The sequence below is a fragment of the Pseudomonas abieticivorans genome (assembly GCF_023509015.1).
In the GTDB taxonomy this organism is placed as follows: Bacteria; Pseudomonadota; Gammaproteobacteria; order Pseudomonadales; family Pseudomonadaceae; genus Aquipseudomonas; species Aquipseudomonas abieticivorans.
The window spans coordinates 4356996-4375791 of sequence record NZ_CP094975.1; the positions used below are offsets into that span (position 1 = coordinate 4356996).

Here is an 18796-nt window from a genome sequence, read left to right on the forward strand (position 1 = left end):
CTACGTGCCTTTCGAGCGTCGACCCTGGAGTTAAGTTCCGTTGCATTGAAAGATATATAAGTGCTGGATCCATATCGACTTTTTATACGCGGTGTGTCTTTTCGGAAAATAATAAACACAAGGTTCGCGCCCATGAATGACAGACCGCTGATGGAACAGGCTCGACGCTTTATAGGTGCATTGCGCCACTGCCAAGTACTGCGCATGCGTGTTGAAAGTATTGATGCAGACGGTGTGACGCTGTTATTGCCGTACTCGCCAGCGATCGTTGGCAACCCCCAGACGGGGGTGATCCATGGCGGTGCGCTGACCAGCCTGATGGACACCACCTGCGGCATGGCCACGCTGTGTGTGTTGCCCACGTTCGAGGTGTGCCCGACCCTGGATTTGCGCATCGACTACATGCACCCCGCGCAGCCAGGCAAGGACCTGCATGGTTTTGCCCGTTGCTACCGCGTGACGCGTGACGTGATTTTCGTGCGTGGGCATGCCTACCAGGACGATCCCCAGCAGCCCGTCGCCCAAGTGGTCGGCACATTCATGCGCCTGGGCAAGGCGGTCAAGGGTTCGCAGGCCTTTGCCGGTGCTCTCAAGGGGGGACAGCCATGATCAGCCAAGCGTTGCGCGAACAGGTACGCCAGGCCCATTTGAACGATGATTTTGCCGATTTGCTGAAGATCATTCCTTATGCCGGGTTGATCGGTATCCACTGCCAGCGTGAGGGTGACAGCCTGTTGTTCAGTTTGCCGGCCAACCCGGACAACATTGGCAACCCTTTGCTGCCAGCGATTCACGGTGGCGTGATTGCAGGCTTCATGGAGTTGGCGGCGGCCCTGCACCTGATACTGTTCACCGACACCGGGCAGGTGCCGAAGATCATCGACTTTTCCATCGACTACCTGCGTGCCGGCCTGGCCCGTGATACCTACGCCCAATGCCGGCTCTGGCGCCAGGGGCGGCGGGTGACCAACGTTGCGATCACCGCCTGGCAGGCCGATCGCGAGGAGCCGATTGCCACCGCCCGCGCGCATTTCAAAATCGACGAAGCAACAAGCCCTTGAAATCCTTCCCCATGCCCCCATCTCTTGTGCATCCCGCCGCCCATGCACAGCGCAAGCGGCCTGCCATCTGATTGGAGTTTGATGACCATGAGTGTGGAAACTCAAAAAGAAACCCTGGGCTTCCAGACCGAGGTGAAGCAACTGCTGCACCTCATGATCCATTCGCTGTATTCCAACAAGGAAATTTTCCTTCGCGAATTGATCTCCAACGCCTCTGATGCCGTCGACAAATTGCGCTTCGAAGCCCTGTCCAAGCCAGAAATGCTGGAAGGTGGCGCCGAGCTCAAGATCCGCGTGAGCTTCGACAAAGAAGCCAACACCGTGACCCTGGAAGACAACGGCATCGGCATGAGCCGTGAAGATGTCATCACTCACCTGGGTACTATCGCCAAGTCCGGCACCGCCGACTTCATGAAAAACCTCAGCGGTGACCAGAAGAAAGATTCGCACCTGATCGGTCAGTTCGGCGTTGGCTTCTACTCGGCCTTCATCGTGGCCGACAAGGTCGACGTATTCAGCCGCCGTGCCAACCTGCCGGCCGGCGAGGGCGTGCACTGGTCGTCCAAGGGCGAGGGCGAGTTCGAAGTCGCCACCGTTGAAAAAGCCGACCGTGGCACCCGCATCGTCCTGCACCTGAAAAAGGGCGAGGAAGAGTTCGCCGATGGCTGGCGCCTGCGCAACATCGTCAAGAAGTACTCCGACCACATCGCCTTGCCGATCGAGCTGCCCAAAGAGCAGGAAGCAGCCGAAGGCGAAGAGAAGCCTGCACTGGAATGGGAAACCGTCAACCGTGCCAGCGCCCTGTGGACTCGCCCGCGTACCGAGGTCAAGGACGAGGAATACCAGGAGTTCTACAAGCACATTGCCCACGATTACGAAAACCCGCTGAGCTGGAGCCACAACAAGGTCGAAGGCAAGCTCGAATACAGCTCGCTGCTGTACGTGCCGGCCCGTGCTCCGTTCGACCTGTACCAGCGTGAAGCGCCGCGCGGCTTGAAGCTGTACGTGCAGCGTGTGTTCGTGATGGACCAGGCAGAATCCTTCCTGCCGCTGTACCTGCGTTTCATCAAGGGCGTGGTCGATTCCAACGACCTGTCGTTGAACGTGTCGCGTGAGATCCTGCAAAAAGACCCGATCATCGACTCGATGAAGTCGGCGCTGACCAAGCGCGTGCTGGACATGCTCGAGAAGTTGGCCAAGAACGAGCCTGAGCAGTACAAGGGCTTCTGGAAAAACTTTGGCCAGGTCCTGAAAGAAGGCCCGGCAGAAGACTTCGCCAACAAGGAAAAAATCGCCGGCCTGCTGCGCTTTGCCTCGATCAGCGACGACGGCGGCGAGCAAAGTGTTTCCCTGGCCGACTACCTGGGTCGCGTCAAGGAAGGCCAGGACAAGATCTATTACCTGACCGGCGAGTCGTACGCGCAGGTCAAGAACAGCCCGCACCTGGAAGTCTTCCGCAAGAAAGGCATCGAAGTGCTGCTGTTGACCGACCGCATCGACGAGTGGCTGATGAGCTACCTGAGCGACTTCGACGGCAAAAACTTTGTCGACGTGGCTCGCGGTGACCTGGACCTGGGCAAGCTGGACTCCGAGGAGGACAAGAAGGCCCAGGAAGAAGTCGCCAAGGACAAGGAAGGCCTGATCGAGCGCCTTAAAGCCGCCCTGGGTGATAGCGTCAGCGAAGTGCGTGTGTCGCACCGCCTGACCGACTCGCCGGCGATCCTGGCCATCGGTGAGCAGGACCTGGGACTGCAGATGCGTCAGATCCTGGAAGCCAGCGGTCAGAAAGTCCCGGATTCCAAGCCCATCTTCGAGTTCAACCCGGGCCACCCGCTGATCGAGAAGCTGGATCACGAGCAGAGCGAAGACCGTTTCGCCGACTTCTCGCACATCCTCTTCGACCAAGCGGCACTGGCTGCTGGTGACAGCTTGAAAGACCCGGCGGCCTACGTGCGCCGCCTGAACAAGCTGTTGGTTGAGTTGTCCGTTTAAGCAGTTGAAGAAAAAACCCGCTTCGGCGGGTTTTTTCGTTTGAGTGACCATCGCTTTTCATTGGGGAGACAATCATGACCGTTACCGTTCAATCCGTGGTCTATCAGATCGATGGCAAGCCGTATGAAAGCCGCTTGGTGTATGACGCCGCCGTGGTATCGCCGCGTCCGGGGCTGTTGATGGCGCCCAACTGGGTAGGTGTGAGCGAAGGCGCCGAGCGCATCGCCCAGGCCGTCGCCGCGCAGGGTTACGTGGTGCTGTTGGCCGACCTGTATGGCCAGTCGGTCCGCCCGAGTGGCAATGAAGAGTGCCTGGCGGCAATGATGCCGCTCAAAAATGACCGTGCCGAACTGCGTAAGCGCATGCAGGTGGCTCTTGAGCAATTGCAGGCGCAAACCACCGCGGCGGTGGACAAGGATCAGTTGGCCACCTTTGGTTTCTGCTTCGGCGGTTGCTGCTCGTTGGAACTGGCCCGCACCGGTGCGCCGCTCAAGGCCGCCGTTTCGTTCCACGGCACGCTGGACACGCCGAACCCGGCCGATGGCAAGAACATCGTGGGCAAGGTCTTGGTGCTGCACGGCGCGGCTGATCCATTGGTACCCAAAGAGCAGTTGCCTGCCTTCGAGAAAGAAATGGACGACGCCGGCGTCGACTGGACCCTGATCAGCTACGGCGGTGCCTACCACTCGTTCACTGACACCGAAGCCAACAACCCAGGCGTGCAGATGTACAACAAGACCGTCTCGGACCGCGCGTTCAAGACCATGCAGAACCTGCTGGAAGAAGTCTTCAAGCCCGCCGTCTGATCCAGCCGCGTGCCGGTGCAGGAGCGCATTGATCCGCGAAAAGGTCACCGTGGTATATCAGTTGTACCGGGTCGCTTTCTTCGCGGGTGCTCCTACAACGGGCAGGGCGTCACGGCAACTCGATGCGGCCGGTCTCGTTGGGTACGGTTGGCCAATCGCCCGCCGCCCAACGCGCTCTGGCCGCCTCGATCAACGCCAGGTCGCTGGCAACGAAATTCCAGTTCATCCGCCGTGGCCCGTCCAGTGGCGCGCCGCCGATCAGCACCAGGTGGCAGCCGGTTTCGGCGCACAGGGTAAACGTCTCGCCGCCGGGTAATACCGCCAGCGCTTGCACCGGCAACACTTCGCCTTCCAATTGCGCATCCCCCTCCAGCACATACACCGCCCGTTGCTCATGCTCCGGCGGGATCAGCAGCGTACTGCCTGCCTGCAGGTGCACCTCGGCATACAGGGTGGGGGAGAGCACCGGTACCGGCGACTTCAGGCAAAAGCCTTCGCCGGCGATCATGCGGATACGAACGCCCAGGGTCTCGCTCACGGGCAGTGATGCTTCTGGGTGGTGACTGTAGTGGCCTTCGCCCTGTTCGGCGCTCAACGGCGATGCCAGCCATACCTGCAGGCCATGCACGCTTGAGCCACTGTCCCATAAGGGCCGGGGCGTGCGTTCGATGTGGGCAATCTGCTTGCCGGCCGTCATCCAACTGACCTCGCCCGGCCCCACCACCTGGTCGGAGCCCAGGCTGTCCTTGTGCAGCAACTGGCCGTCGAACAGGTAAGTCAAAGTCGACAGGCCGATGTGCGGATGCTGGCGGATATCGATGCCGCTGCCCGGTGCGTACCGGGTGGGCAGCATGTGGTCGAAAAACACGAATGGGCCCACGCTGCGGCAGCGCGCCGAGGGTAGGGGGCGCAGGATGGGTTGGCCCTCGACCGACTCGGCCTTGGGCCTGATGAGCAAGAGGTTCATTGGCTGAACGCGCCTTCGGCGAGTTGGGTGTCGATGCTGACCTCGGCGGTGGTCATCAGTTTGTGCACCGGGCAGCGGTCGGCCACACGATGCAGTTCGGCGCGCTGCTCGTCAGTGAGCACGCCCTTGAGGGTTAGCTTGACGTTGAGCAGGTATTTGCCCTTCTGCTCCTGGCTGGCATCGTGCTTGACTTCGACGGTGACGCCGGTCAGCGGGATGCCCTTTTTCTGCGCGTACAGCTTCAGGGTCAGGGCCTTGCAGGCACCCAGGGCGGCATCGAAGTAGTCATGGGGGGAGGGCGCCGAATCGTCGCCGCCCAGGGAGGTCGGCAGGTCGGTGAACAGCTCGTGGTCGTCGATCTGCAGGCTGTGGCGAAAGCTGTCGGTGGCGAGGGTGTTGAGGGTAATGGTCATCGCGGCGCTCCTGATGGCTGATCAGGCAGCATAGCGGTTTTCAGGCAAACAAAAACGGCGCCCTGAGGCGCCGTTCTCGTTGGAGCGGATTGACCCGCTACAGCCTTACTTACCCTGCCAGCGCTTGAGTACCAGCGTGGCGTTGGTGCCGCCGAAACCGAAGCTGTTGCTCATCACGGTGTCGATCTTGGCGTTTTCCTGGGTATTGAGCAGGATTGGCATATCGGCAACGGCAGGGTCCAGCTCGTCGATGTTGGCGGAGCCGGCAATGAAGTTGCCTTCCATCATCAGCATGCAGTAGATCGCTTCGTGAACGCCGGCGGCGCCCAGGGAGTGACCCGACAGGCTCTTGGTGGAGCTGATGGCCGGAGCCTTCTCGCCGAACACTTCGCGCACACCTTTCATTTCCGCGACGTCGCCGACCGGAGTCGAGGTGCCGTGGGTGTTCAGGTAGTCGATCGGAGTGTCGACGGTGGACATGGCCATCTGCATGCAACGGATGGCGCCTTCGCCGCTTGGCGCGACCATGTCGTAGCCATCGGAGGTAGCGCCGTAGCCAACGATTTCGGCGTAGATCTTGGCGCCGCGGGCCAGAGCGTGTTCCAGCTCCTCGACCACCACCATGCCGCCACCGCCTGCGATGACGAAGCCATCACGGTCGTTGTCGTAGGCGCGGGAGGCCTTTTGCGGGGTGTCGTTACGCTTGCTGGACAAGGCGCCCATGGCGTCGAACAGGAACGACTGGCTCCAGTGCTCTTCTTCACCGCCACCGGCGAAGACGATGTCCTGCTTGCCCATCTGGATCTGTTCCATGGCGGTACCGATGCAGTGGGCACTGGTGGCGCAGGCAGAAGCGATGGAGTAGTTCAGGCCCTTGATCTTGTACGGGGTGGCCAGGCACGCCGACACGGTGCTGCTCATGGTGCGGGTGACGCGGTACGGGCCGACGCGCTTGACGCCCTTCTCGCGAAGGATGTCCAGTGCTTCCATCTGGTTCAGGGTCGACGCGCCGCCGGAGCCGGCGATCAGGCCGGTACGCGGGTTGGAGACCATCTCGTCGGTCAGGCCCGAGTCCTTGATCGCGTCGCCCATCGCCAGGTAGGCGTAGGCAGCAGCGTGGCCGACGAAGCGGAACACCTTGCGGTCGATCAGTTCTTCGAGGTTAAGGTCAATGGAGCCGGAAACCTGGCTGCGCAGACCCATTTCGGCATATTCCGGGTTGAAGCGGATGCCAGGGCGGTTTGCACGCAGGTTTGCGGAGACGGTCTCTTTGTCATTGCCCAAGCAGGAAACAATGCCCAGACCAGTGATAACGACGCGGCGCATGCGGATAACCCTTAGAAATTTTCGGTGGATGTGAAGACGCCGACCCGAAGGCCTTCGGCGGTGTAGATCTCTTTGCCGTCCACGCTGACCGAACCGTCGGCGATGGCCAGGTTCAGCTTGCCGCGCAGGACGCGCTTGATGTGGATGTTGTAGGTGACCTTCTTGGCGGTCGGCAGGACCTGGCCGAAGAATTTCACTTCGCCCGAACCCAGGGCGCGGCCGCGGCCCGGCAGTTCTTGCCAGCCCAGGAAGAAGCCGACCAGTTGCCACATGGCGTCCAGGCCCAGGCACCCTGGCATTACCGGGTCGCCTTCGAAGTGGCAGGCAAAGAACCACAGGTCTGGATTGATATCCAGCTCGGCGACCAATTCACCTTTGCCGTACTTGCCGCCTTCGTTGCTGATATGGGTGATGCGATCCACCATCAGCATGTTACCGGCGGGCAGTTGCGCGTTACCTGGGCCGAACAGCTCGCCGCGGCTGCAGCTCAGTAGTTCTTCCCGAGTAAAGGCGTGTTGTTTGGTCATGCGAGCTCCTCAATAGTCCCCGTGTCACAGGGGGCAAGTCTTCCTGGCCGAGCCCGATCAAAATAGGCATTTGGGTCGGCAGCCTACACATAGACTATTGCGTTGTGGTGAAAGTCACAGCACAGGGGACACAGATGTACACTTGTGCACTGAAAATTTGTTCGAGGCCCTTCGATTGGCCTCGCGCAAGGTCTTAGACTGCCGCACTTTAGCATTTATCGCCAGTCACTGTTGCCCATTGGCGTAGATTGGCCGGCAATCGCCCCGACTTTCTATCACAGCCAACGTTGCAGTATTTGTTGCAGGTCCACGCGCTTGAACGGTTTGGCCAGGTAATCGTTCATCCCGGCGCTCAGGCAGGCTTCGCGATCGCCCAGCAAGGCGTTGGCGGTCAGGGCGATGATCGGCAGCGCGTGCAGTTCGGGCAACTGGCGAATCTTGCGGGTAGCCTCGTAGCCATCCAGGATCGGCAGCCGGCAGTCCATCAACACCGCATCGAAGGGCTGGGTGGCGGCTTCATGCACCGCCAGCGCGCCATCGCCGACCACCGTGACGCGAAAACCCAGGCTGCGCAGCATGGCGTCGATCACGGTCTGGTTGACCGGGTTGTCTTCCACCAGCAGCACGCGCTGGCCGTCGCTGTGTTCGCGGGCCGGGTCCACCGGGGTGTGGATCGCCATGGGCGCGCGTTGGCTGCGGGCCAAGGGCAGTTGCAGGGTAAAGCATGAGCCGTGGCCCTCTTCGCTGTGGGCGGTGAGGGTGCCCCCCATGCGCTCGGCCAGGGTACGGGCAATCGGCAGGCCCAGGCCTGTGCCCCCATAGCGGCGGGAGATCGACGTGTCGGCCTGCTGGAAGGCCACGAACATCATCTCCAGGCGTTCGGCGCCGATGCCGATGCCAGTGTCGCTGACGCTGCAACTGAACCAGATCAATTGATGGTCGAGCACCTGCCAGCTGGGCCGCACCTGGATGCTGCCGACCTCGGTGAACTTCAGGGCGTTGCCGATCAGGTTGACCAGGATCTGGCGGATGCGCGTGGGGTCGCCTTCCACCTGCAAGTGCTGGAAGTGCTCGGGCAGTTGCACCTCCAGCGCCAACCCGCGCTGCTCGGCGCTGTGGTGGAAGGCCTGGGTGCAGTTGCCGATCAGTTCGCCCAGGTTGAACGGAATATGTTCAAGCTCCAGTGCCGCGCGTTCGATGCGCGAAAAATCGAGGATGTCGTTGATCACCTTGAGCAGGTGTTCGGTGGATTCGGTGGCCAGGGCCGCGTACTCGATCTGCTCGTCGGTCATGGCGGTAGTTTCGAGCAATTGCAGCATGCCCAATACGCCGTTCATCGGGGTGCGCAGCTCGTGGCTCATCATCGCCAGGAAATCCGACTTGGCGCTGTTGGCCTGTTCGGCCTGCTCGCGGGTGCGGGTCAGTTGCTCGATGATTTGCCGTTGTTCCTGGCTGGCCTGGGCCAGGCCCTCGGCCAGGTTGTTGATGTGCCGTGCCAGGTCGCCCAACTCGGCATCGTCGACCTCTGGCAGCGCCCGCGTGAAATCACCGGCCTGGATCGCCTTGACCGCCTGGCCCATGTCGCTGATCGGTTGCGCCAGGCTTGCGGCCAGGCGCCGGGCCAGCAGGTAGATAGTGGCCAGGGCGAACAGCGCCAGCAGCGCCGCCTTGAACAGGATCTCCTGCTGGCGTTGGCTGAAGGCGTCATTGGACATGCCTACCAGCACCTGGCCCAGGTAGTCCTGCTGGTTGCCCGTGCCTTGCAGGCGGATGGGGGCCTGGAATATCTCGATCGGCTCGTGCGGGCGCGCCAGGCCCTCGGCCTGTTCGACGCGGTTGAGCACCCGGTCCTGGCTGTCCTGTACCTCCAGGTAGCGCACGTTGGGGATCGACAGGGTGCCGCGCATCAGGCTGTCGAGGATATTGGCATTGCCGGTCAGCACCCCGTATTCCGACGCGGGCGCCAGCTGGTTGGCGATCAACTGGCCGGTACGGTTCATTTCCTGACGCAGGTCCTGGAGCCGCATCACGGTGAAAAAACCGATCAGCAGCGCGGTCAGTACCAGGGCCGGGCCCAGGCACAGCAATTGGGTGCGGCCGTGGATGTCTGAGGTCAGGCGCTTCATAGGGCGGTTGTCAGGTAGGCGAGGTACACGGGTGATGCCTTGAATACGAAAAATATCGGCGCATCTTAACCGAGCGTCGCGACATTTTCAGTCGCTGGACGGTCAACTGTGCAAGCCCGTGCGATCAATGGGCGCATGGGACTGGCCGCAGCGGTGTCGCTCCGTATAATGCAGGCATCGCCACTTTTTTTGGTTTGGAACGGATTGGATATGACTCAACAGCAGCCGGTTGCAGTTCTGGGAGGCGGGAGTTTCGGCACCGCCGTGGCGAACCTGCTGGCGGAAAACGGCCATCAGGTCAGGCAATGGATGCGCGACCCGGACCAGGCCGAGGCGATTCGCACCAACCGCGAGAACCCGCGCTACCTCAAGGGCATCAAGATCCTCGAAGCGGTGACCCCGGTCACCGACCTGCTGGCCACCTTGCAGGGCAGCGAGCTGATTTTCGTCGCCTTGCCTTCCAGTGCCCTGCGCAGCGTGTTGGCGCCCCATGCCCAGTTGCTGGCCGGCAAGATGCTGGTCAGCCTGACCAAGGGCATCGAGGCCCAGACGTTCAAGCTGATGAGCGAGATCCTCACCGACATCGCGCCCCAGTCGCGCATCGGCGTGCTTTCGGGGCCTAACCTGGCCCGCGAAATTGCCGAGCATGCGCTGACCGCGACCGTGGTCGCCAGCGAAGACGAAGCGCTGTGCCAGTGCGTGCAAAAGGCCCTGCACGGCCGGACCTTCCGCGTTTATGCCAGCGCCGACCGTTTTGGCGTGGAGCTGGGCGGGGCGTTGAAAAACGTCTACGCGATCATCGCCGGCATGGCCGTGGCGCTGGGCATGGGCGAAAACACCAAGAGCATGCTGATCACCCGCGCCTTGGCCGAGATGACGCGCTTTGCCGTGAGCCAGGGCGCCAATCCCATGACCTTCCTGGGCCTGGCCGGGGTGGGCGACCTGATTGTCACCTGTTCTTCGCCCAAAAGCCGCAACTATCAGGTGGGTTTCGCCCTGGGCGAAGGCCTGAGCCTGGAAGAGGCGGTCAGCCGCCTGGGCGAAGTGGCCGAGGGGGTTAACACACTCAAGGTGCTCAAGGTCAAGGCCCAGGAGCTGGGCGTGTACATGCCGTTGGTGGCCGGGTTGCACGCGATCCTGTTCGAGGGGCGTACCCTTAACCAGGTCATCGAACTGCTGATGCGCGGCGAGCCCAAGACCGATGTCGATTTCATTTCCATCAGTGGTTTCAATTGAGTGGTAAAGGAGTGTCACATGAACCAATCGCCCCTTGAGCCGCGCCACGAATCCATCGTGCTGCGCATTGTCTGGATGCTGGTGTACGTGCTGGTGTGGCAGGTCTCGCAATTCTTGCTCGGTGCCCTGGTGCTGGTGCAGTTGATCTACCGCCTGATCTACGGCGCGCCGAATGCCAGCCTGATGAACTTCGGCGACAGCCTCAGCCAGTTTTTGGCGCAGATCGGCCGCTTCGGCAGCTTCCACACCGACCAGAAGCCCTGGCCGTTCGCCGACTGGCCGGCGCCCCGGCCATACGAAGGTGAAGCCCCGCACGCCGTGCCGGCAGCGCCACACCCCAGCCGCGACGAAGAGCCCAAGTTATGAAGCTATGGGTACTGCGCCATGGTGAGGCCCAGGGCCATGCTGCTCGGGACGATTTGCGCGAGCTGACCGCCCACGGCCGCGAACAGGTGTTGCGCAGTGCTGCGCAGTTGTTGGGGCAACCGCTGGACGCGATACTGGTCAGCCCCTATGTGCGTGCCCAGCAGACCGCAGCCCTGGTGCACGATGTGCTGGGCTTCGAGCAGCCGCTGGTGACCGTGCCCTGGCTGACCCCAGAGAGCGACCCACAGGTCGTCATCGATCATTTGGGCGATCACGCCCAAGGCAATGTGCTGTTGGTCAGCCATCAGCCGCTGGTGGGGGCCTTGATCGGCCTGTTGCAACATGGGCATTATCACGATCCCCAAGGCATGAGCACGGCCAGCCTGGCAGAGCTTGAGGGTGACTACCCCCTGGCGGGCCTGATGAGCCTGGCGAGTGTTCACCACGCCTGAGTGTTCGAATAAAAAAAGGACGACCTGATGACGTTATGGCGCACCACCCCGGACCTTGAACAGATCAACGCCGCGCAGAAGAACACCATCGGCGAGCTGCTGGACATCCGCTTCGAAGCCTTCGACGACGAGTCGCTGACCGCCAGCATGGTGGTCGACCATCGCACTCACCAGCCCTTCGGCCTATTGCACGGCGGGGCCTCGGTGGTGCTGGCCGAGTCCGTCGGCTCCACGGCCAGCTACCAGTGCCTGGACAAGAGCAAATTCTACTGCGTGGGCCTGGAGATCAACGCCAACCACCTGCGCGGCGTGCGCAGCGGCCGGGTGACGGCGGTGGCCAAGGCCATCCACATTGGCCGTACCACCCACGTCTGGGACATTCGCCTGAGCGACGACAGTGGCAAGACCAGTTGCGTGTCGCGCCTGACCATGGCCATCGTGCCGTTGGGCGAGCAGCCACCGAGCCGTTGATTGTGTCGATAAGGCCAGTCCATGGCTGATATGCCTTGCTTGATGACCATTACAAAAGTTGTTCGCGTGCCCTGGGGTACGCAGAATTGATGCAGTATTTGTCATGGATCGAACGGGTATGTCACAGCCGCTGTTTTTCGCTCACGCCAACGGGTTTCCGTCGGGCACCTACCGTAAATTGTTCGACGCGCTGGCGCCGGACTACCGGGTCATGCACCTGCCACAGCACGGCCATGACCCGCGCTTTCCGGTCACCGACAACTGGCCCGAATTGATCGACGAACTGATCCATCACCTGGAGGCTGGCGAAGGCCCGGTGTGGGGCGTGGGGCATTCGTTGGGCGGGCTGTTGCACCTGTATGCGGCCCTGCGCCGGCCCGAGCTGTATCGCGGCGTGATCATGCTCGACTCGCCCGCCCTGACACCGTTCGACCAGTGGCTGATACGTGCGGCCAAGCGCTTTGGTTTCATCGACCGGTTGACCCCGGCCGGCCGCACCCTGGGCCGCCGCGAAGCGTTCGACGACCTGGCGGCGGCCCGCGCGTATTTTGCCGGCAAGTCACTGTTTCGCAGCTTCGACCCGGACTGTTTCGATGCCTACCTGCAACACGGCCTGCACCCGGTCGACGATGGCCTGCGCCTGCGCTTCGATGCCGCCACCGAGATCGACATCTACCGCAGCGTGCCCCACGTAAGCCCGGCCAGTACCCGGCAATTGCGCGTGCCCCTGGCGCTGCTGCACGGTCAACGCAGCGCGGTGGTGCGCCGCCATCATGCCGTCGCCGTGCAGCGCCTGCCCCAGGGCGAGGCCCATCAAGTGGAAGGCGGGCACATGTTCCCGCTTGAGCAACCCCAGGCGACGGCCGAACGGATCAAGGCTATCGTTGCCCGCTGGCACCTACAGAGGACTCATTGCGCATGACCATGCAGGTAGAAGAAATCCGCTTGAGCCTGGACCACATCGAGCTGGCCGCCCACGTGTTCGGCCCGGCCGACGGGCAGCCGGTGATCGCGCTGCACGGCTGGCTGGACAACGCCAACACCTTCGCCCGCCTGGCGCCCAAGCTTGCAGGGCTGCGCATCGTCGCCCTGGACATGGCCGGGCATGGCCTGTCCGGCCACCGCCCGCCGGGGGCCTTGTACGCGTTGTCGGACTACGTGCACGACACCCTGCAGGTGGCCGAGCAACTGGGTTGGCAGCGTTTCTCGCTGCTGGGTCATTCCCTGGGCGCGATCATCTCGGTGATGCTGGCCGGGGCCTTGCCCGAGCGGGTCGAGCGCCTGGCGTTGATCGATGCGGTCACCGCGCAAACCTCGCCACCGGCCACGGCCGCCGAACGCCTGGGCAACACCTTGCGTCAGCAATTGGCGTTGCCGGCCAAGCGCAAGACGGTCTACCCCACGCTTGAACAGGGCGTCGAGGCGCGAATGAAGGGCATGGTCGCCGTCAGCCGCGAGGCCGCCGAGCTGCTGGCCCAGCGCGGCCTGATGCCGGTGGTGGGTGGCTATTGCTGGCGCAGCGACAGTCGGCTGACGTTGCCCTCGGCGGCGCGCCTGAGCGAAGAACAGGCGCTGTCGTTCGTCAAGGGCGTGACCTGCCCCGCGCAGTTGATCGTGGCGCACGAGGGTATGCTGGCCAAACACACGCAGATGCTTTCGCAGCTACCCTTTGGTCACGAGATGTTGCCAGGCGGCCACCACTTGCACCTGAATGATGAGGCCGGTGCCGATCTTGTCGCAGCCTGTATCAATCGCTTTTTCGCCACGGCTTGACTTGCAGCCGGCAAGTGCCGAGGCTTGGCGGGTTGAAAGGGAGACAACCATGACCCACCTCTGCACTGCTGCGAGCCTCCATGGACGTATTGATTTGATTCGCACCCTGGCCCTGCCGATCCGATGAGGGCCTCCATGTCCGTTTCTCATGCCTTGCCCGCCGCGCTGCTGGCGCTTTGCGTTGCCACCGGCAACGCCTGGGCCACCGACCTCGCCGGCGTGGCCGCGCCCACCGATGCCAAGGTCGTCAGCCAGCGCGCCCCGGCCGAGCAGGAGCGCATCTACCCCCTGGCGGCCGTGCGCAAAATCAGTAACCAACTGCGCATGGACAGCCAGGTCAGCGCCCGCGGCCAAGTGAGCTCGGTTACCTACGAGTTGCCTGCGCAACTGAGCGCCGGCGAGGCGTTCGACCAGGCCCGCAAGGCCTTGCAGGCCCAGGGCGGGCAGATCCTGTTCTGGTGCGTGGCCCGTGACTGCGGCGAAAGCAGCCTGTGGGCCAACGACATTTTTGGCAATGCCAGCCTGTATGGCGCCGACGAGCAACAGGCCTTCCTGGTGCTGCGGCGGGCAGCGCCTGCCCCAGACACCCTGGAGGTGCTCTACAGCATTACCCGGGGCAACAAACGCGCTTACCTGCATGTCGAGGAGTTCGTCTCGGCCAGCCCTTTGGGTGAGCTGCTGCCCACGGCGCCGACGGTGCTGCGCGAGCTCAAAAGCACCGGCGCGCTGGATTACCCGGAATTGACCGACGCGCCACCGCCACCTTGGGTGACGTTGCTGGCACGCAGCCTGAACCAGGACAGCACGCTGCGGGTGAGCCTGTCGGGCAAGAACGCCAAGGCTTGGCGCCAGGCCCTGATTGACGGTGGCGTGCGTGCGGCGCGGCTGGAGACGGGTGACGAGGGTCGGGCCGGGTTACATGTAGAATGGATCCGCTAAATTCCTGACGAGTAACCCTGGATGCTGAATAACGATCGCCTGCTGGTGCAGATCCTGCTGTTCGCGCTGCTTGGCGCTTGCCTGTGGGTGATGGCACCGTTCATCTCGGCGCTGCTGTGGGGGGCGATCCTGGCCTACGCCAGTTGGCCCCTGATGCGCCTGCTGACACGCTGGCTGGGTGGCCGCGAAACCTTGGCCGCCGCCGTGTTGACCGGTTGCTGGATGCTGTTGGTGGTACTGCCGTTGGTATGGCTGGGGTTCAACCTGGCCGATCACATCCGCGATGTACTGGCGTTCGTCAAGGACGTGCAGGTGGACGGGCTGCCGGAAGCGCCGAGCTGGCTGGGCAGCATTCCCTTCGTCGGTGAGCGGCTGGTGGTGCTCTGGGACACTATCGACCAGCAAGGCGCGGCGTTGCTGGTCAGCATCAAGCCCTACCTGGGGCAGGTGGGCAACTGGTTGCTGGCGCGCAGCGCACAGATTGGCGGCGGCATCCTGGAACTGACCCTGAGCCTGGTGTTCGTGTTTTTCTTCTACCGTGACGGCCCACGCCTGGAGGCCTTCGTGTTGCGCTTGCTGGAGCGCCTGATCGGCCAGCGCGCCAGTTATTACCTGGACCTGGTGGCCGGCACCGTGCAGCGGGTGGTCAACGGGGTGATCGGCACGGCGGCGGCCCAGGCCATCCTGGCGCTGATCGGTTTCCTGATCGCAGGGGTGCCGGGCGCGCTGGTGCTGGGCATCGTCACCTTCCTGCTCAGCCTGATTCCCATGGGGCCGCCCTTGGTGTGGATACCGGCCACGGCGTGGCTGGCCTGGAAGACCGAATATGGCATGGCGATTTTCCTGGCGATCTGGGGCACGTTCATCATCAGTGGCGTGGACAACGTGCTCAAGCCTTACCTGATCAGCCGTGGCGGCAACCTGCCGCTGGTGATCGTGTTGCTGGGGGTGTTCGGCGGCTTGCTGGCGTTCGGCTTCATCGGCCTGTTCATTGGCCCGACCCTGTTGGCGGTGGCCTACAGCCTGCTGCTGGACTGGACCCGTAGCAACCAGTCGGACCTGAACAAGGCCTGAGACGGGCAGCCCTCAGGCTGCCCGCCGGTTTGCCTTAAGCGGCCACGCTCAGGTTGTTGCCCACGGTTTGCGCCGTGTCGGTGGCGTACTGCTTGGTCAGGTTGGCAATCATCTTGCTCAACGCGGCCGCGGCATCGCCCTTGGCGTTGCTTTGCGAGCTGCTGCTGTTGTCGTCCGACGACTGCAGGGCGGCGGCCAATTCGGCGCTGCTGACGGTGCCGTCCTGGTTGGTGTCCAGTGCACTGAACACCTGGGTGCTGTCGGTGCTGCTGGTCGACGTACCGCTGGCGCTCAGGGCGCTGCTCAGTTCGGAGGCGCTGATACCGCCGCTATCGTCCGAGTCCAGGGCGCTGAACAACTGGGCGCTGCTGTCCTGGGCCGGTGGCGGCGGAGGCGGTTGCATCGCGGCGGCCAGTTCGTCCTTGCTGACCGAGCCGTCGCCATTGGTGTCCAGCGCCGAGAACAGCGTGGTGCTGTCATCGGTGGTATCGCCGGCACTGCTCAAGGCACTGCTGAGTTCGTCGCTGCTGATCGAGCCGCTGCCGTCGCTGTCGATGGCGCTGAGCAGGTCGTCCACCGCATCGGTGCTCGACCCGTCCTGGGCCGGGGGAGGCGGTGGCTGCAGGGCCGCCATCTCGTCCAGGCTCAGGCTGTCATCGGAGTTGCTGTCCAGGCTGCTGAAGTTCTTGCTCAGGCTGACCAGGATACCGTTGTCGCCACTGCTGCTGTCACTGTTGGACAGGGCGGTCTTGAGCTCATCGCTGCTGACCGAACCGCTGCCGTCGGTGTCCAGTGAGGCGAACAGCTGTTCCTGAAGTTTCTTCAGTTCCGCGCTGGTCTTGGAGGTGCTGCTCGTGCTGAGGTAGTTCGAATAACTGCTGCTGCTGCTGACGCCGCTTATCATTGGAGTCGCTCCCTGTGTTGGGCCGGTGACATTCCACCGGCTTGTACAGAATCGGGCGCATTGATGTCGGGAGTGTGCAGGGTTTGTATCTGTGGGGGTACGGCGTGGTAGTGCGGGGCCGGGCTCAGGCCCGTGGCAACTCGATGATCGCCGTCAGCCCGCCACCTGGCGTCTCTTCCAGCCGTAACTGGCCGCCCAACCGTTGCGCCGCTTCCCTGGCGATGGTCATGCCCAGGCCCACGCCGCCGGAGTTGCGGTTGCGCGAGCCTTCCAGGCGGTAGAACGGCTCGAACACCGCTTCACGCTTGTCGGCGCTGATGCCCGGGCCATGGTCGATCACCTTGAGGGTTACTCCGGTGCGGCTGTCGAGGATTTCCACCACGGTGGCGCCGCCGTAACGCAGGGCGTTGTCCAGCAGGTTGCCGATGCACGAGCGCAGCGCCATGGGTTGCACCAGCACCGGTGCGCAGGTGCCGACGGCCTGTACGTCGGCGCCGTGGTCCTGGGCGTTTTCGCACAGCGATTCCACCAGGGCCTGCACGTCGTACCATTGTTGGGCTTCACTGGTGCGTTGCTCGTGCAGGTAGGTCAGGGTGGCATCGAGCATGCCGATCATGTCGTCCAGGTCCTGGCGCATCTGAGTTTGCAGCTTTTCGTTGTCGAGCTGTTCCAGGCGCAGCTTGAGCCTTGATAACGGGGTACGCAGGTCGTGGGACACGGCGCCGAGCATGCGTGCGCGCTGCTGGACCTGTTCGCGGATACGCCGCTGCATCTGGTTGAAGGTGTGCGCCACCTGGCGGGCCTCGCGCGGGCCGGTTTCCTCCAGTGGCGGGCTGTCCAGGTTCTCGCTCAGGCGCTCGGCGGCGTCACTGAAACGCTGGATGGGCCGCGACAAGGCCCTGGCGCCGAACCAGGCCACGGCCACCAGGGTAATCAACTGGAAGAACAGTGGCACGACCGGGCCGCCGAACCAGGGGCGGGGTGGGCGCGGCATGTGCTCTGCGGGCTGCTCGCCACGCTCGAAGTCCTGCATCTGTTGCTCGGACATGTTCGGGGGCGGCGGTGGCGGTGGAAAGCCGTATTCCTGGAACCACAGGAAGGCCAGCAGGTGAGCGAAGATGATGGCGACCAGTGATACGCCGAACAGGCGGGCGAACAGCGTATCCGGGGTGCGCATCAGCCGATGTCTCGTGCGTCGAACAGGTAGCCCTCACCGCGCACGGTCTTGATCAGTTGCGGGGCCTTGGGGTCATCGCCCAGTTTCTGGCGCAGGCGCGACACCAGCAAGTCGATGCTGCGGTCGAACGCTTCGATGGAGCGGCCACGGGCAGCGTCCAGCAATTGTTCACGGCTCAAGACCCGGCGCGGGCGCTCGAGGAACACCCACAGCAGGCGGAACTCGGCGTTGGACAAGGGCACCACCAGGCCATCGGCAGCGATCAGCTGGCGCAGCACGCTGTTGAGCCGCCAGTTGTCGAAACGCACGTTGGCGCGTTGCTCTGTGCGGTCGTCGCGTACCCGGCGCAGGATGGTCTGGATGCGGGCCACCAGTTCGCGCGGCTCGAACGGCTTGGCCATGTAGTCATCGGCGCCCAGTTCCAGGCCGATGATGCGGTCGGTGGGTTCGCAGCGTGCGGTCAGCATCAGGATCGGGATGTCCGATTCCGAACGCAGCCAGCGGCACAGCGACAGGCCGTCTTCGCCCGGCAGCATCAGGTCGAGCACCACGACGTCGTAGTTCTCTTCCACCAGGGCCTGGCGCATGCCTTCACCGTCGCTGACACCAAAGCCCAGGATGCCGAAGCGGGCCAGGTAGTCGATCAGCAGTTCACGAATCGGCACGTCGTCATCGACGATCAGGGCGCGGGTGTTCCAGCGTTTTTCGTCGTCGCCGACCGTGGCTTTGCTGGCATCGCTGAGTGTGTGCGGAGTGTTGTGCATGCTTGCGTTCATCTGCCTGGTGTCGCTGCCAGTTTCAGTGCCGGGGCCGCGTCGTCATCCGTGAGGATAGGCGTTCGCCCGGCGGGCTGGAAGTCATGTTCGGATTAAGAGCGGGTGCGAGAGTCGCTGTTGTGAGTGTCGCTGGGATGTCGTCTATGTATCGTGATTGATACAAAGCCGGGCCCAAGCCCGTTGATCGTCTGGCGGCAGCTCTATAACGGCACTCTTTACGATTTCTTTATACCCCGTGCGTTTCTCTCGTCTCGAACCTTTACACCTTCCTTACCGACAATGGCCCCAAGCGGCAAGTGCCGTATGACGGAGTAAAGGCCATGAGCGTTCTGGATGGGGTGTCACTGCTGCTGGCGGCAGGACTGTTCATTTATCTAATGGTGGCGCTGCTGCGCGCCGACCAACTCTAG

The 18796-nt window shown here is 62.9% G+C and carries 21 protein-coding genes; 13 read left to right on the plus strand and 8 right to left on the minus strand.

The features are described from left to right. Nucleotides 1–132: 132 nt before the first annotated feature. The 4 genes from L9B60_RS20000 (at nt 133) to L9B60_RS20015 (ending at nt 3859) form a co-directional block, all read left to right on the plus strand. Nucleotides 133–609 (plus strand): PaaI family thioesterase, encoded by a 477-nt coding sequence (locus L9B60_RS20000; RefSeq protein ID WP_249672468.1) that lies wholly within the window; start codon nt 133–135, stop codon nt 607–609. Beyond that, entirely contained in the window at nt 606–1061 is a 456-nt protein-coding gene (locus L9B60_RS20005) for a PaaI family thioesterase (RefSeq protein WP_438865996.1), read from the plus strand. The genes L9B60_RS20000 and L9B60_RS20005 overlap by 4 nt, the downstream gene beginning before the upstream one ends. An 87-nt stretch (nt 1062–1148) precedes the next feature. Continuing rightward, nucleotides 1149–3053: a molecular chaperone HtpG gene (htpG, locus tag L9B60_RS20010; RefSeq protein WP_249672469.1), complete on the plus strand. Its 1905-nt coding sequence runs from the start codon at nt 1149–1151 to the stop codon at nt 3051–3053. Between the two features lie 71 nt (nt 3054–3124). After that, complete coding sequence (locus L9B60_RS20015; protein WP_249679805.1) at nt 3125–3859, plus strand: dienelactone hydrolase family protein; 735 nt, start codon at nt 3125–3127, stop codon at nt 3857–3859. 109 nt (nt 3860–3968) lie between these two features. Here L9B60_RS20015 and L9B60_RS20020 read toward each other — a convergent pair whose 3' ends face one another. The 5 genes from L9B60_RS20020 to L9B60_RS20040 all read right to left on the minus strand — a co-directional run bounded on the left by L9B60_RS20020 (nt 3969) and on the right by L9B60_RS20040 (nt 9218). Then, the gene (locus L9B60_RS20020; protein ID WP_249672470.1) at nt 3969–4826 is read right to left on the minus strand and encodes a pirin family protein; all 858 of its coding nucleotides are present in this window, start codon (nt 4824–4826) and stop codon (nt 3969–3971) included. After that, nucleotides 4823–5239: an OsmC family protein gene (locus L9B60_RS20025; RefSeq protein ID WP_249672471.1), complete on the minus strand. Its 417-nt coding sequence runs from the start codon at nt 5237–5239 to the stop codon at nt 4823–4825. The genes L9B60_RS20020 and L9B60_RS20025 overlap by 4 nt, the downstream gene beginning before the upstream one ends. 105 nt (nt 5240–5344) lie before the next feature. After that, entirely contained in the window at nt 5345–6565 is a 1221-nt protein-coding gene (fabB, locus tag L9B60_RS20030; protein ID WP_249672472.1) for a beta-ketoacyl-ACP synthase I, read from the minus strand. An 11-nt stretch (nt 6566–6576) separates the two neighbouring features. After that, entirely contained in the window at nt 6577–7092 is a 516-nt protein-coding gene (fabA, locus tag L9B60_RS20035) for a 3-hydroxyacyl-[acyl-carrier-protein] dehydratase FabA (protein ID WP_249672473.1), read from the minus strand. Between the two features lie 275 nt (nt 7093–7367). Then, a complete protein-coding gene (locus L9B60_RS20040; protein WP_249672474.1) occupies nt 7368–9218 on the minus strand; it encodes an ATP-binding protein in 1851 nt (616 codons plus the stop codon). 210 nt (nt 9219–9428) lie between these two features. On the opposite strand from L9B60_RS20040, the gene L9B60_RS20045 reads away from it, so the two are divergent. From L9B60_RS20045 to L9B60_RS20080, 8 genes are all read left to right on the plus strand, one after another. Continuing rightward, entirely contained in the window at nt 9429–10454 is a 1026-nt protein-coding gene (locus L9B60_RS20045; RefSeq protein WP_249672475.1) for an NAD(P)H-dependent glycerol-3-phosphate dehydrogenase, read from the plus strand. Between the two features lie 18 nt (nt 10455–10472). Then, nucleotides 10473–10820, plus strand: a complete 348-nt coding sequence (locus L9B60_RS20050) for a DUF4389 domain-containing protein (RefSeq protein WP_249672476.1) — start codon at nt 10473–10475, stop codon at nt 10818–10820. Further along, nucleotides 10817–11272: a phosphohistidine phosphatase SixA gene (gene sixA / locus L9B60_RS20055; RefSeq protein WP_249672478.1), complete on the plus strand. Its 456-nt coding sequence runs from the start codon at nt 10817–10819 to the stop codon at nt 11270–11272. The genes L9B60_RS20050 and sixA overlap by 4 nt, the downstream gene beginning before the upstream one ends. A gap of 27 nt (nt 11273–11299) precedes the next feature. Beyond that, nucleotides 11300–11743, plus strand: a complete 444-nt coding sequence (locus tag L9B60_RS20060) for a hotdog fold thioesterase (RefSeq protein WP_249672480.1) — start codon at nt 11300–11302, stop codon at nt 11741–11743. 118 nt (nt 11744–11861) lie between these two features. Beyond that, nucleotides 11862–12665, plus strand: coding sequence for an alpha/beta fold hydrolase (locus tag L9B60_RS20065; protein WP_249672481.1), 804 nt, complete (start codon nt 11862–11864; stop codon nt 12663–12665). After that, on the plus strand, nt 12662–13516 hold the full coding sequence (locus L9B60_RS20070; RefSeq protein WP_249672482.1) for an alpha/beta hydrolase: 855 nt from the start codon (nt 12662–12664) through the stop codon (nt 13514–13516). Before L9B60_RS20065 ends, L9B60_RS20070 begins: the two co-directional genes overlap by 4 nt. Before the next feature lie 135 nt (nt 13517–13651). Next, complete coding sequence (locus L9B60_RS20075) at nt 13652–14455, plus strand: DUF4892 domain-containing protein (RefSeq protein WP_249672483.1); 804 nt, start codon at nt 13652–13654, stop codon at nt 14453–14455. Nucleotides 14456–14476: 21 nt separating this feature from the next. Then, nucleotides 14477–15529, plus strand: coding sequence for an AI-2E family transporter (locus L9B60_RS20080; protein WP_249672484.1), 1053 nt, complete (start codon nt 14477–14479; stop codon nt 15527–15529). Between the two features lie 34 nt (nt 15530–15563). Here the strand turns inward: L9B60_RS20080 and xopAW are convergent, their stop codons facing one another. The 3 genes from xopAW to L9B60_RS20095 all read right to left on the minus strand — a co-directional run bounded on the left by xopAW (nt 15564) and on the right by L9B60_RS20095 (nt 18374). Beyond that, nucleotides 15564–16433: a XopAW family type III secretion system calcium-binding effector gene (gene xopAW / locus L9B60_RS20085; protein WP_249672485.1), complete on the minus strand. Its 870-nt coding sequence runs from the start codon at nt 16431–16433 to the stop codon at nt 15564–15566. Nucleotides 16434–16557: 124 nt separating this feature from the next. After that, nucleotides 16558–17610, minus strand: coding sequence for a sensor histidine kinase (locus tag L9B60_RS20090; protein ID WP_249672486.1), 1053 nt, complete (start codon nt 17608–17610; stop codon nt 16558–16560). Next, entirely contained in the window at nt 17610–18374 is a 765-nt protein-coding gene (locus tag L9B60_RS20095; RefSeq protein ID WP_249672487.1) for a response regulator, read from the minus strand. The genes L9B60_RS20090 and L9B60_RS20095 overlap by 1 nt, the downstream gene beginning before the upstream one ends. Nucleotides 18375–18706: 332 nt before the next feature. On the opposite strand from L9B60_RS20095, the gene kdpF reads away from it, so the two are divergent. Further along, a complete protein-coding gene (kdpF, locus tag L9B60_RS20100) occupies nt 18707–18796 on the plus strand; it encodes a K(+)-transporting ATPase subunit F (protein ID WP_249672488.1) in 90 nt (29 codons plus the stop codon).